Origin of the sequence: Streptomyces sp. NBC_00212 (genome assembly GCF_045206365.1) — a bacterium.
Lineage (GTDB): Bacteria > Actinomycetota > Actinomycetes > Streptomycetales > Streptomycetaceae > Streptomyces.
Window position 1 is genome coordinate 2,785,991 of sequence record NZ_CP108115.1, and the last position, 14,048, is coordinate 2,800,038.

At 70.3% G+C, this 14,048-nt stretch carries 8 protein-coding genes; 2 read left to right on the top strand and 6 right to left on the bottom strand.

What is annotated here, in order from left to right; translation table 11 throughout:
* Positions 1–19 precede the first annotated feature (19 nt).
* The gene (gene glgB, locus OHA17_RS12495; RefSeq protein WP_406506625.1) at positions 20–2,353 is read left to right on the top strand and encodes a 1,4-alpha-glucan branching enzyme; all 2,334 of its coding nucleotides are present in this window, start codon (positions 20–22) and stop codon (positions 2,351–2,353) included.
* A 233-nt stretch (positions 2,354–2,586) separates the two neighbouring features.
* Here glgB and OHA17_RS12500 read toward each other — a convergent pair whose 3' ends face one another.
* The 6 genes from OHA17_RS12500 to OHA17_RS12525 form a co-directional block, all read right to left on the bottom strand.
* Positions 2,587–5,598 carry a glycoside hydrolase family 38 C-terminal domain-containing protein gene (locus OHA17_RS12500; protein ID WP_406506627.1) on the bottom strand — a complete coding sequence of 1,004 codons (3,012 nt, stop codon included), beginning with the start codon at positions 5,596–5,598 and terminating at the stop codon, positions 2,587–2,589.
* Between the two features lie 40 nt (positions 5,599–5,638).
* Positions 5,639–7,642, bottom strand: coding sequence for an endo-beta-N-acetylglucosaminidase (locus OHA17_RS12505; protein ID WP_406506629.1), 2,004 nt, complete (start codon positions 7,640–7,642; stop codon positions 5,639–5,641).
* 22 nt (positions 7,643–7,664) lie between these two features.
* Complete coding sequence (locus tag OHA17_RS12510) at positions 7,665–8,906, bottom strand: glycosyl hydrolase (protein ID WP_406506631.1); 1,242 nt, start codon at positions 8,904–8,906, stop codon at positions 7,665–7,667.
* Between the two features lie 54 nt (positions 8,907–8,960).
* Complete coding sequence (locus OHA17_RS12515) at positions 8,961–9,851, bottom strand: carbohydrate ABC transporter permease (protein ID WP_406506633.1); 891 nt, start codon at positions 9,849–9,851, stop codon at positions 8,961–8,963.
* A 25-nt stretch (positions 9,852–9,876) separates the two neighbouring features.
* Positions 9,877–10,839 carry a carbohydrate ABC transporter permease gene (locus tag OHA17_RS12520; RefSeq protein ID WP_406506635.1) on the bottom strand — a complete coding sequence of 321 codons (963 nt, stop codon included), beginning with the start codon at positions 10,837–10,839 and terminating at the stop codon, positions 9,877–9,879.
* Between the two features lie 110 nt (positions 10,840–10,949).
* Positions 10,950–12,245, bottom strand: a complete 1,296-nt coding sequence (locus tag OHA17_RS12525; RefSeq protein WP_406506637.1) for an ABC transporter substrate-binding protein — start codon at positions 12,243–12,245, stop codon at positions 10,950–10,952.
* A 201-nt stretch (positions 12,246–12,446) separates the two neighbouring features.
* On the opposite strand from OHA17_RS12525, the gene OHA17_RS12530 reads away from it, so the two are divergent.
* Complete coding sequence (locus OHA17_RS12530; RefSeq protein WP_398879333.1) at positions 12,447–13,526, top strand: LacI family DNA-binding transcriptional regulator; 1,080 nt, start codon at positions 12,447–12,449, stop codon at positions 13,524–13,526.
* The last annotated feature ends 522 nt before the right edge of the window (positions 13,527–14,048 follow it).

The following is a 14,048-nucleotide window of genomic DNA, read 5'->3' on the forward strand; positions in this document are numbered from 1 at the left end:
GTTGTGAACTCCGGTGAAAATGACGCCACTTGAGGAGGCCCACCCCGTGACCCCCCGCCCCGCCCGCAGCTCCTCCGAACCCGCCCCGCGCACCGCCGAGCCGACGACGCCGGCGGCGGCGAAGCCGGCCAAGCCGGCCAAGGCGCCGCCCGCGCCGCGCCGGGCCGCGAGCCGCGGCGTACGGTCCGCGCCCGCCCTCGCCGCCGCGGACCGGGGGCGCCTGCTCGCGGGCGGGCACCACGATCCGCACTCCCTGCTCGGCGCGCATCCGGTGCGCGGCGGGGTGGCGTTCCGGGCCCTGCGTCCGTACGCGCAGGCCGTGACGGTGCTCGGCAAGGGGCTGCGGGCCGAGCTGCACGACGACGGCGACGGGCTGTTCTCCGGGGTGCTGCCGCTGCGCGAGATCCCGGACTACACCCTCCTCGTCACCTACGAGGACACCGAGATCGAGGTGCACGACCCGTACCGCTTCCTGCCCTCGCTCGGCGACCTCGATCTGCATCTGATCGGCGAGGGCCGGCACGAGGAGCTGTGGACGGCGCTGGGCGCCCGCCCGATGGCTCACCAGGGCGTGATGGGAACCCGGTTCACGGTGTGGGCGCCGAACGCGCAAGGGGTCAGGGTCACGGGCGACTTCACTTACTGGGACGGCGCCGCGCACCCCATGCGCTCGCTCGGCTCGACCGGGGTGTGGGAGCTGTTCCTGCCCGGGGTGGGCGACGGCGCCCTCTACAAGTTCGACATCATGCGCCCGGACGGCAGCCACACCGTGCGGGCCGACCCGATGGCCCGGCGTACGGAGGTGCCCCCGGCCAACGCCTCGATCGTCACCGAGTCGCACCACGTCTGGCGGGACGCGGACTGGATGGCCCGGCGGGCCGAGCGCCCGGTGCACGAGGCGCCGTTCTCGGTGTACGAGGTCCACCTGGCCTCCTGGCGCCCCCGCCTGACATACCGTCAATTGGCAGATCAACTCCCGGCCTACGTAAAGGACTTGGGCTTCACCCACGTGGAGTTCCTCCCCGTGGCGGAGCACCCCTTCGGCGGCTCGTGGGGCTACCAGGTGACGGGCTTCTACGCCCCGACATCGCGCATGGGCACCCCGGACGACTTCCGCTTCCTCATCGACGCACTGCACGAGGCGGGCATCGGGGTGCTCGTGGACTGGGTGCCGGCGCACTTCCCCAAGGACGACTGGGCACTGGCGGAGTTCGACGGCCGGACGCTCTACGAGCACGAGGACCCGGCGCGCGCCGAGCACCCCGACTGGGGCACCCTCGAATTCGACTACGGCCGCAAGGAGGTGCGCAACTTCCTTGTCGCCAACGCGACGTACTGGTGCGAGGAGTTCCACGTCGACGGACTGCGCGTGGACGCGGTGGCCTCGATGCTGTACCTGGACTACTCCCGCGAGCACGGCGAGTGGACCCCCAACGAGCACGGGGGCCGCGAGAACCTGGACGCGGTCGCCTTCCTCCAGGAGATGAACGCGACGGTGTACCGGCGCTGCCCCGGCGTCGTGACCATCGCGGAGGAATCCACGGCCTGGGACGGCGTGACGCGGCCCACCGATCACGGGGGCCTGGGCTTCGGCCTGAAGTGGAACATGGGCTGGATGCACGATTCACTGGGCTACGTCCAGCACGAGCCGGTGCACCGCAAGTACCACCACAGCGAGATGACGTTCTCGATGGTGTACGCCTACAGCGAGAACTACGTGCTGCCGATCTCCCACGACGAGGTCGTCCACGGCAAGCGCGCCCTCGTCTCGAAGATGCCCGGCGACTGGTGGCAACAGCGCGCCACCCACCGCGCCTACCTGGGCTTCATGTGGGCCCACCCCGGCAAGCAACTCCTGTTCATGGGCCAGGAGTTCGCGCAGGGAGCGGAATGGTCCGAGGGCCACGGCCCGGACTGGTGGCTCCTGGACCCGTCGTACAGCGCGGAGCCGGACCACCGGGGCGTACGCGATCTGGTCCGCGACCTGAACGCGGTGTACGCGGCGCAGCCGGCCCTGTGGGAGCGGGACACGGACCCGTCGGGGTTCAGCTGGGTCGCCGGGGACGCGGCGGAGGACAACGTCTTCGCGTTCCTCCGCCACGACGCGGCGGGCACGCCACTCCTCTCGGTCTCGAACTTCTCCCCGGTGGTGCGGGCGGAGTACCGTCTGGGCGTCCCGGAGTCCGCGGCGGCGTGGGGCGAGGTCCTGAATACGGATGAACTGCGGTACGGGGGCGGCGGGGTGGGCAACCCGGACCCGCTGAAGCCGGAACCGATCCCATCACACGGGCAGCCGGTGTCCCTCTGCTTGACGCTGCCGCCGTTGGGGACGGTTTGGCTGCGGGGGGTGTGAGCCGGGCCCGCCTCAGGTGACGGGCAGGGTCCCGAGCAACAGTTCATCGACGGCTGGCACGGGGTGACCGCGGCGATCCACGCACAGTGCGGAAGCTATGGATCACGGCTGCACCGAGCGGACGACCTGCTCGCCGAGCCGAGCAGCCACGTCTAGTCACGGGTGGCGACCTCCGGCCGTGGGCCTGCGCCCACGGCCGGACGCGCCCCGGCCAAAAGCCCAGGCGCGTCGGGCTACGACCGCTTGAACCGCAGCGTCCGCAGTTCGAACGGGCGCAGGGCCACCTCCACCAGTCCTTCGGTCAACTCCGGCTCTGCCAGCGGGCGTTCGAGGAGGTCCGTCGCCACAACGCTCTCCGTCGAGAAGCCCAGCGTCAGCCTCGCCCGAGCCCGCCCCCCGCACGCCTCGTGGAAGCGGACCACCACGTCCCCGCTCCCGTCGTCCGCCAGCTTCACCGCGGTCACCACCACCGCGTCGTTGTCGACCACCACCAGCGGCTCGACGGGGCCTGCGCCCGGGACCGTCCGCTCGGGGAGGTTTACCACGTACCCCTCCCGCACCGCGTCCCCGATCGTGGCGCCCGGCACCAGCGCGTGGCGGAAGCGGTGCAGGCCCTGGTCGGTTTCCGGGTCGGGGAAGCGGGGGGCCCGCAGCAGCGAGACCCGCAGGGTCGTCGTCGTGCCCGCGTCCTGCGCCCGGACCGTACGCGTCACATCGTGGCCATACGTCGAATCCGTCACCAGGGCCACGCCCCAGCCCGGCTCCTCCAGGTGGACGAAGCGGTGGTTGCACGCCTCGAACTTCGCCGCCTCCCAGCTCGTGTTCGTGTGCGTCGCCCGGTAGAAGTGGCCGAACTGGGTCTCCGACGCGTACCGCTCCGCGTGCACGTCCAGCGGGAACGCCAGCTTCAGGAACTTCTCCGTCTCGTGCCAGTCCACCTCGGTGAGGATGTCCAGGCGGGAGGAGCCCGGCGCCAGGGTCAGGGTCTGGGTCACCTTCGACGACCCGAACGACCTCACCACCCGCACCGACGCGTCACCCTCCCCCGGCGCCACCTCCTCCGCCTCGACCAGATCCGTCACCGTGTTGCGGTAGAACGCGTCCACGTCCCACGCGTCCCACATGTTGGGGAAGTCGGGGTGGAGTTGGAGGAGGTTGGCGGGGTGGTCCGGTGCGATCGTCTCCCGGCCGGCGAGCAGGTCGTACGCCGAGACCACCAGGCCACGCCCATCCACCTCCACCCGCAGCAGTCCGTTGGAGAGGACGAAGCCGCCGCCCGGCCGAGCCGACCGTTCCGGTCGCGCGTCACCCACCGGTACCGCCGCCCCGCCCGCCGCCACCCCGCGCCGCGCATGCGGGGCCGCGTTGAAGACCAGAGCCTGCGTGCCCTCCCCGGCCAACGCCCGCTGGGCCTTCTCGATGATCGCGGTCAACTCCTCGGCGACCGCCGCGTACGTCTTCTCCGCCTCCCTGTGCACCCACGCGATCGACGACCCCGGCAGGATGTCGTGGAACTGGTGCAGCAGCACCGTCTTCCAGATGCGGTCCAAGTCCGCGTAGGGGTAGGAGAATTCGGGGGTCCGCACCGCCGCCGTCGCCGACCACAGCTCTGCCTCCCGCAGCAAGTGCTCGCTCCGGCGATTGCCTTGCTTCGTCTTCGCCTGGCTCGTCAGGGTCGCCCGGTGCAGTTCCAGGTACAGCTCGCCCACCCACACCGGCGGGTTCGCGTACTCGGCCGCCGCCTTCGTGAAGAACTCCGCCGGGGTCTCCCAGACCACCTGCGCGCTGCCCTCCAGGTTCCGCAGCCGCGCCGCCTTCGCGATCATTTCGCGGGTCGTGCCGCCGCCCCCGTCGCCCCAGCCCGTCGGCGCGAGCGAGTGGCGGGCGACGCCCTTGTCCTTGAAGTTCTTGGCCGCGTGGGCGATCTCGCTGCCCTTCATGGCGCAGTTGTACGTGTCGACCGGCGGGAAGTGCGTGAAGATCCGGGTGCCGTCGATGCCCTCCCACTGGAAGGTGTGGTGCGGGAACTTGTTGGTCTGGGACCAGGAGATCTTCTGGGTGAGGAGCCACTTCGAGCCCGCCGCCTTGATGATCTGCGGCAGCCCGGCCGCGAACCCGAACGTGTCGGGCAGCCATGCCTCGTCGTTCTCGACCCCGAACTCGTCGATGAAGAAGCGCTTTCCGTGTACGAACTGCCGGGCCATCGCCTCCGAGCCCGGCATGTTCGTGTCCGCCTCCACCCACATGCCGCCCGCCGGGACGAACCGGCCGTCCGCCACCGCCTTGACCACCTTCGCCCACACTTCCGGGCGGTGCTCCTTGATCCACGCCCACTGCTGGGCCTGCGACATCGAGAAGATGAAATCGGGCTCGTCGTCGAGCAGGGCCGTCATGTTCGACGTCGTACGCGCCACCTTCCGTACCGTCTCGCGCAGCGGCCACAGCCACGCCGAGTCGATGTGCGCGTGGCCCACCGCGCTGATCCGGTGCGCCGACGGTTCGGCGGGCGAGGACAGGACACCCACCAACTCCGAACGGGCAGCGCCCGCCGTGCCGTTCACGTCCTGGAGGTCCAGCGCGTCGAGCGCCCGGTCCACCGCGCGCAGGATGTCCCAGCGCCGCCCCGACTCGACGGGGAGCTCCGCCATCAGCTCGCCGAGCACCTCCAGGTCGATGACCAGGCGCCACACCGTCTCGTCGAAGACGGCGAGGTCCATGCGGGTCAGCTTGTACAGCGGGTCCCGGTGCGCCGTCTCGATGTCGCCGAGCTGTGTCGGCAGGAAGGGGTGGTAGTCGAGCAGCACCGGGTTGGAGGCCGCCTCGATGTGCAGGCGCACGTCTTCGCCGCCGTCCACCGGGGCTCCGATCCGTACCCACTGGTTGCGCGGGTTGAGGCCCTTCACCGGGGTGCCGTCGGGGCGGTAGACCAGGCCCTCGCACTGGAAGCCGGGCATGTTCTCGTCGAAGCCGAGGTCCAGGATCGCCTCCACCGACTTCCCCGCCCACTCCTCGGGCACGGTCCCGGTGACCCGGAACCAGCTGGTTCCCCAAGGCGGGCCCCACAGGTCACCGACCGCGACCGGCGTCACCGGGGCGGCAAGACCTTCCTCCACCGGTACCGGCTCGCCGGGCGCGTTCCAGACGGCGACCTCCAGTGGCACCGACTCCGGGTACACGGCGGGGCGGATGCGCTCGTCCAGAACGCGCTTGAGGCGGGCTTCGACCAGGCCGCGGTCGTCATGCATGAGGGGTGCTCCGTTTCGGGGTGGAGGGGGACGGGTGGGTCTACCAGGTGTGGGCGGCCGAGGCCGGGCCGGACGCGGCGTACAGCTCGCCCACCGCCCACACCTCGAAGCGCGCCGACTTCTCGCCCTGCTCGGGTGCCGGGCCCGGCACGTAGTACGCGCGCTGGCACGTGCCGCCGAGGAAGCGCCGGGTGCCGTCGGGGAGGATCCGGTGCAGTTCGTAGTGGCGTACGGGGCCTGGCGCGGCGCGCCAGGTGAAGCGCATGCCGTCGGAGCCCGCCACTGCCTTCAACTCCCTTGGCGAACAAGGCACTTGAGGGCCATCCTGCACGGCGAGCGCGCCGATCCGGTAGGTCAGCGCACCCGCCGCCGTGAGCCGTATGCCCATCGCCCTCGCCGTGCCGGACAGGCCGGTCAGCCGCAGTCGGGTCGTCGTCCACCCGCCCGCCTTCAGCGTGCCGGCCGGTATGTAGCGGTACGGCTGCGGGGCACCCGGCTTCGCCGGTTCGTCGGTCGCCACGGCCAGCTCGACCGTGACGTCCGCTTCGGCTCGGTGGGTGAGTTCCACGACCGTACGTTTCGACAGCGGCAGGCGCGTCGCGTACAGGTCCAAGGTGACCGGCGCGCCCGGATTTCCCGAAACCAGCACGCTGCTTCCGCCCCGCCACGCGTCCGTGAAGTCGAAGGCTACGGTGGGGTGTTGGCCGGACGTGCGGGTGACCCAGCGCCGGGACGGCAGCCGGTCCTGGAGGCCCAGGTGGTTCCACTCGGCAGGCGACGTCACCTTGCCCGCCTCGTACCAGCGCAGTCCGTGGCCCGTGTTGAACGTGGTGGCGAAGGGCAGTGCGCTCACCGTCGAGCGGTCGGCCACCGCCACGGCGGGGGCGCGCCAGGCGGACCCGGCGTCGGGGCGCGACGGGTCGAGGGACGGGCCCGTCCAGAAGCGGTCGTCCGCCGCGTGGAAATCGGCGGGGGTGCGGCTCGCGGGGAGGTGGCCCAGGGTCCACTCCGGGCGGTAGAAGCCGTACGACGCCACGTGCGGCTTGGTCGCGGGGATGATCGCGTCCCAGTCCACCGGCGCGTCCCAGCCGTTGGACTCCACGTCCACCCCGGCCCACAACTCATGGCGACTGCGGCTCAGTTGCTCGGCCTTCCTTCCGGACGACGCCAGGGTTCCGGCCGTCCAGCGGAAGTCGAGGAACATGGTGTCGGCGGCTTGGAAGAACGCCTGGTTCTGGCTGTTCAGCGCGCCCTGCCAGCTCACGGAGCCGTTCGCGGTCATCGAGTCGTACCAGGTGACGCGCTGCCCCCTGGCCGCGCCGAGCGCCTTGAGCTCCGTCACGAAGCCGAGCACGTCGGTGGCGAGCGCGGTGTTCCCGCCGTCGGTCTCCGCGTTGATGAACCAGCCGTCGAAGCCGTACGCGGCGGCCACCGAGACGAGCTGGGCGGCCAGCGGGTAGCGGCCCGAGGCGTCCTTCTGGACCAGGTCGCGGGTCCACTGGAGCTGCCCGCCGTACGCTGCCGGAGGCAGGAAGACGTTGCCCAGGACGCGTACGCCATGCCGGTGGGCGGCGTCCACGACCGGCGCGTTCGGCGCGAGGATCAGGCCCTCGCCCGACGAGCCGCCCCAGAAGACCAGCTCGTCGATGTACGCCCAGTGCGTGAGCGCGTAGTAGTCGGCGGTGGGCGCGCCCTGCGAGGGGTTGGACGCGGTGGGGCCGAAGGAGACAAGGGACTGGATACGGGCCTGCCCGGCGCGGGCTGTCGGGTTAGCCGGGGTGGGCGTGAAGCGCCGGGCGAGCGGCACCGTCGCCGCGTTGAACGCCAGGTCGGCGTCGGTGGCCTTCCGCCAGGACTTCAGGCTGCGCCAGGTGACGCCTTCGCCGGGGCTGCCCGACGGCAGCGAGTCCGGGTACCAGTAGGAGGCGTACGGCTGAATTGCCTTTGTTCCTACGGGAGTTGAGGCGAAGGCGGGCAGCGTCGGGGTGAGGGCGGCTGCCGCGCCGGCGAGGACCACGGCGCGTCTGGTGGGGTGGTGGTGCACGGGGTGCCTCCTGGCGGGAGCGTTACCGGACCTGGTCGGGGCTGACGACTTCGGTGATGCCGCGTGCGGCGAGGTGCGCCTTGTCCTCGGCCCGGGTCGCGAGGACGGTGGTGGGGCGGGCGCCGTCGGCGGTGAGCCGGAAGAACGCCTCGAAGACGACGCCGCCGGGGGCGCACACGGAGCGGGCGGCCGGGTCGTCGGGGACCACGAGCGCGGTCGTGCGGGGTGCGGGGGCGTAGGTGCGCACGCCGTCACGGAACGCGGCGGCGGTCCGGGCGAGGACTTGGGCGGTGTCCTTGGGGTGCCGGTCGTTGGTCAACAGGCCGAGCCCGTATTCGAGTTCGGGAAAGTCGGCGAGGTCGCGCGAGACGTCGTGGGAACACCACCAGGTGATGCCCCACAGGTCGGGGCAGTCCAGGGCGTTCTCGACCGTGGCCTCGGTGAAGGCGGCGGCGTGCACGGGCGGCACCAGCGGGGCGGGGGCGCCGACCTCCTGGAGCCAGACAGGGCGGTGCGGGTCGTCCGCCCACGCCTTGGAGAGTTCGACGAGGTAGGCGGCGTGGTGCTCGGTCGCCGTCGAGAGGCGTCCGTGCTGTTGCGCGGTGCCGTTGAAGACCCAGGAGTGCACGGCGGTCAGTGCGCCGCGCCGGGCCGCCTGGGCCGGGGTGAACGGCATGTCGTCCTGGTACCAGCACGCGTCGTACTCGGCGTGCAGATGGAGCCTGCCGGGCGCGCCCTCCTCGCAGGCCGCCAGCATCCGCTCCAGCCAGCTGTCGACCTCGGCCTCGGTGGCCCGGTCGGGGTCGGGGTGGGGCCCGGCGGAGAACTGGTTGACCTCGTTGCCCAGCGTCATGCCGATGAAGTTGGGCCGGTCGGCGAGGGCTGCCGCCAGGGTACGCAGGTAGGCGGCCTGCCCGTCGGCGACCTCGGGGTCGGTGAACAGGTTGCGGCGGTGCCAGGTCCGCGTCCAGGCGGGCAGGAAGTCGAAGCTCGACAGGTGCCCTTGCAGGCCGTCGACGTTGACGTCCAGGCCGCGCTCGGCGGCGGCGGCGGCGAGGTCGACGAGGTGCTCGACGGCTCGGGGCCTGATCAGGGCACGGTTGGGCTGGAAGTAGGGCCAGAGCGGGAAGACCCGTACGTGGTCGAGGCCGAGCGCGGCGATGGAGTCGAGGTCGGCCCGCACCGCGTCCGGGTCGTAGTCGAGCCAGTGGTGGAACCAGCCTTGGCTGGGCGTGTAGTTGACGCCGAAGCGCGGGGCTGCCATGGGGTGAGCTCCAAGGTAGTTCTGCGGAAAGGGAGTTGGAGGACCGACGAAGCGCTATCCCTTGACCGCGCCCTCGCCGACCCCGCGGAAGAAGAACCGCTGGAGGCAGGCGAACATCACGATCAGCGGGGCGACGGCGATGATCGTGCCGGCCGCGACGACGCGCTGGTTGTTGGAGAACGTGCCCTGCAGGAAGTTCAGGCCGACGGTCAGCGTGAAGTGGTCGGAGTCGGAGAGCACGATCAGCGGCCACAGGAAGTCGTCCCAGGCACCCATGAAGGAGAAGATCGCGACGACCGCGAGCGTGCCCTTCACGGCAGGCAGCGCGATACGGGTGAAGCGCTGCCACACGTTGGCGCCGTCGACGATGGCCGCCTCTTCGATCTCGTACGGGATGTTGTCGAAGGCGTTGCGCATCAGCAGCACGTTCATCGCGCCGATGCAGCCGGGCAGCACCACGGCGACCAGGGTGTTGTTGAGTTCGAGCGAGCGCATGGTCGCGAACTGGGCCAGCATGATCGCTTCCATCGGCACCAACAGCGCCAGGACGAAGACGATTCCGGCGGCGCCGCGCCCCTTGAAGCGGAGCCGGGAGAGCGCGTACCCGGCCATCGCGGCGCCGGCCACGTTCGTCAGGACGTTGCTGAGCGCGACCTTCACGGAGTTCAGGATGAAGTCCCAGACCGGGATGATGTCCGCGACGCCCCGGTAGTTGGCGAAGGTGGGGTGCTCGGGCAGCAGCCGGGGCGGCGAGGTGTAGATGTCCTCGGTGATGCCCTTGAGCGAGGTGGACAGCTGCCACAGGAACGGCCCGATCATGATCAGCAGCACGAGCACGAGGGCCGCGTACCGCAGGATCTTGCGCCAGCGCGGCACGCGTCCGCGGCTCAGCCGGGCGGGGGTGCGGGGATCGGCGGGCGTGCGGGCGTGGGCGACGGCGGCCATCAGTGGTTGTCCTTCCGGTCGGCCATCAGTCCTTGTCCTTCCGGTCGGCCCGCAGCACGAGGAGCATCAGGACCAGGGTCAGCAGGAAGAGCACGATCGACATGGCGGAGGCGTAGCCGGTGCGGCCCTGGAGCCCGGTGCCGGCCCGCTGGATGAGCATGACGAGGGTGGTGTCGGCGCCGCCGGGTCCGCCGGTCGGCCCCGCGATCATGAAGACCTCGGTGAAGACCTTGAAGGCGGAGACCGAGGAGAGCGCGCCGACCAGGACCATCGTGGAGCGCACGGACGGCATGGTGATGGAGAGGAACCGGCGGATCGGCCCGGCCCCGTCGACCTCGGCGGCCTCGTGGAGTTCCTTGGGTACGTTCGCGAGCGCGGCCAAGTAAATGATCATGTAGTAGCCGAGGCCCTTCCATACGGTCAGGGCCATCGAACTGAGCAGCAGCAGCCACTCGTTGGAGAGGAACGGCACCGGGTCGACGCCCACCATGTGCAGGACGCCGTTGATGAAACCGCGGTCGTCCAGCATCCAGACCCACATCAGGGCGACCACCACGACCGACGCGACGACGGGCGTGTAGTACGCGGACCGGAAGAAGGCGATGCCGGGGATGTGCCGCTGCACCAGGAGTGCGAGGAGCAGCGGCAGGAAGACCAGGCACGGCACGACCAGGACCACGTACAGCGCGCTGTTGCGCAGGGCGACCCAGAACTGGTCGTCGTGGACGAGCGCGGTGAAGTTGTCGAAGCCGACGAAGCTGCCGGTGGTCAGGGTGCGGGCGTCGGTGAACGACTTCCACACCGTGGCGAGGAACGGGTAGAGGTTGAAGGCGAGGGTGATCAGGAGGCCGGGTGCCAGGAAGAGCCAGGGGCTGAAGGCCTTGTGCGTACGGGCCGTGGTGCGGCCCGCGCGCCGGCCGGGGGCGGCTATGCGCGGACGGCCCGCGGCCCCCTTCGCGGCGACGGTGGTGGTGGTCGAGGTGCTCATCGCTGGGACCGCCGGGTCGGTGTCGAGGTGCTCATCACTGGAACCGCCGGGTCGGTGTGCAGGTGCTCATCGCCAGGACCGAGGAGTGGCTCATTTCTCGTTCCCCCGGGTCACTTCTGCTGGATCAGCTTGGTCATCTGGTTCGCCGCGCTGTCCAGGGCCTCCTTCGGGGACTCCTTGCCCTGGAGGCACTTGGCGATCTCGTTGCGCAGGATCGTCTTCATCTCGTCGCTGAACAGCACCGGCGTGTAGTTGACGGCGGTCGGCAGCATCTTGGCCGAGGCGACCCGGATCTTGCCCTCCTCCGTGCTGTCGGCCTTGGTCCAGTACTCCTTGTCGAGGGAGCCCTTGGTGCTGGGGAAGACGGCGACCTTGTAGCCGAAGTCCTCCTGGTTCTTCTGGTCGGTGACGAAGTGCGCGAAGGCGAGGGCGGTCGCGGCGTTCTTGCTCTGCGAGTTGACCGAGAGACCCTGCAAGTACATGTTCTGCTTGCCGGTGTTGGTCGGTACGTCGGTGATGCCGAGGCTGTCGTAGAGCGACGGGGCGTTCTTCTTGAAGGTCTCCAGATCATGGGCGCTGCCCGGGTTCATGGCGACCTCCTGCTGGAGGAACTTCTGCCCGGCGGTCTCGGCGGTGAGCGTGAGAGCCTGCTTGTGGAGCCCGCCCTCCTTGAACATCTCCTGATACTTCGTCAGGAATTCCACGCCCTTGGCGTCGTTGAAGGTGAACTTCGTCCCGTCCTTGCTCATGATGTCGACGCCGTACCGCCCGAAGTCCTCGACGGTCGGCGGCTGCGCGAGGGTGGCCTTGCCCTTCTTCGCCAACTGGGCGGCGTCCGCGAAGAGTTCGTCGAAGGTCTTCGGCGCCTTGTCCGGGTCGAGGCCGGCGTCCTTGAACATGGACTTGTTGTAGAAGAGCGGTCCGGTGTTCAGGTACCAGGGGAAGGCGTACGAGCCGTCGAGCCCCGGCATGTCGAAGCCCTGCCAGGCGCCGTCCAGGTACTCGGGCCTGAACTTGGCGGCGACCTTGTCCTTGTCCAGGTTGAGCAGGGTGCCCGCCTTGGCGAGCGGATAGGCGAGGTCCGGGGAGAGGTTGACGACGTCGGGGAGGGTGCCGGCGGTGGCGTCGGCGCTCAGCTTGTCGGCGTAGTTGTCGGCGGGCTGGTCGACCCACTTCACCTTGGTGCCGGGGTTCGCCTTCTCGAAGTCCTTGATGACGCCTTCGAAGTAGTCCTTGAAGTTGGCGCGGAGGTTCCACGTCTGGAACTTGATCTCGCCCTCGACCTTCCCGTCGGTGGACGAACCCGTACCGCTCCCGCCGCCCCCGCACGCGGTGAGCACGGTGAGCGAGAGGGCCGCGCCGAGCCCGACGGCCGTCCGGATCGCGACACTGCGATGAATGGACATGAGTGGCTGACTCCTTCGCCTCGTCCCGATGACGTTGCCGCACACCATGCAGCGCGAATTAATTGGACGTCAATACCGAATAAGTAGGCTGTTTTACTAAACACGCAGGTCAGCACGGCTAAAAAGGACTAAAGTCCCGAATATTCGGGATCAACTAAGACGGTTTAGTTGCAGCCAGCTAAACCGCGTTACCATCACCCCATGAGCGAGACCGAAAGCGATGCGCCGCCGCCCCGCCGTCCGACCATGAAAGACGTGGCCAGAGAGGCCGGCGTCTCCACCAGTGCGGTTTCCTTCGCGCTCAACAACCGGCCCGGGGTGTCCGATTCGACCCGCCGCCGGGTCATACGGGTCGCGGACCGGCTCGGCTGGCGGCCGAGCTCGGCGGCGCGTGCGCTCTCCGGGGAGAACGCGGGCGCGATCGGGCTGGTCCTGGCCCGCCCGGCGGACAGCCTGGGCGGGGAGTCGTTCTTCCTCCAGCTCGTCTCGGGCATCCAGGCGAGCCTCGCGCCGCGCGACCAGGCGCTCGTGTTCCAGATGGTCGACGACGTCCAGGCGGAGTGCGAGCTGTACCGGCGCTGGTGGGCGCAGCGGCGGGTCGACGGGGTGATCGTGGTCGACCCCCGGGTGTCGGACCCCCGCCCCGAGACCCTCGCGGTACTCGGCCTGCCGGCCGTGATCATCGGCGGCATGGAGGCGCCGGGGAACCCTGGTGCACCCCAACTCCCGCGCCAGGCACGGCTTTCCAACATCTGGGCTGACGATTCCGGGGCCATGGACCTGATCGTCCGCCACCTGTACGCGCTGGGCCACCGCCGCATCGGCCACATCGCGGGTACGCCGGGCTTCGCCCACACCGCGCGCAGGATCGCTTCGCTGCGGGCGGCGGGGCGGCGGCTCGGCCTGGAGCAGGCGGTGTCGGTGACGACGGACTTCACGGACCGCCAGGGGGCGAAGGCGGCACGCCGGTTGTTCTCGTCCCCCGCCCCGCCCACCGCGCTCATCTGCGACAACGAGGTGATGGCGGTGGCGGCGGTCAGTGTCGCGGCCGAGCGGGGGCTGCTCATCCCGCGGGACGTGTCGGTGGTGTCCTGGGAGGACTCGGTGATCTGCCACACGCTGCATCCCCAACTCACCGCGCTGGTACGGAAGGCGGACGAGTTCGGGCACCGGGCGGCGGGCGAACTGCTGGCCCTGCTGGACGGCGGCCCGGCCCGGCAGGTCCAGGACCCGTTGCCCCGGCTCCAGCCGAGGGAGAGCACGGCGCCGCCTCCCGCTTAGGGGTTCGGGGTGCGCACCGAAGCCCCCTGGGGCTGCGCCCCAGAACCCGGGGGGGGACTGCCCACCCGCCCGCCCGTGCAAGGGGTTGGAGAGGTTGAGCCCTGGGGCTGCGCCCCAGACCCCGAGGGAGTCGCCCACCCACCCACCCGTAACTCGGGGTTGGATGCCTCGGCCCCTGGGGCTCCGCCCCAGACCCCTGCGGGGACTTCGTCCCCTGCACCCCTACTTCGGGGGCTCCGCCCCCGGACCCCCGTTCGCGCCTTAAGGGCGCTCGTCCTCAAACGCCGGACGGGCTGAAGATGCCTGTACAGGCGGTGTGCAAGAGGCCGGACGGGCTGAAGATGCCGGCGCCGGCCAGGATCCATCGTGCTAGGGGCGCGGGGAACTGCGCGACCAGCCACCCACGGTCCGCAGCCGAACTCGACCACGCATCCAGCGGGGCCAGGGGCAGCGCCCCGGCATCACCCACCGAGCCGCACCCGACCCCATCCCCCGGAGGGTCCAGGGAAGGGGCGGGGTGGG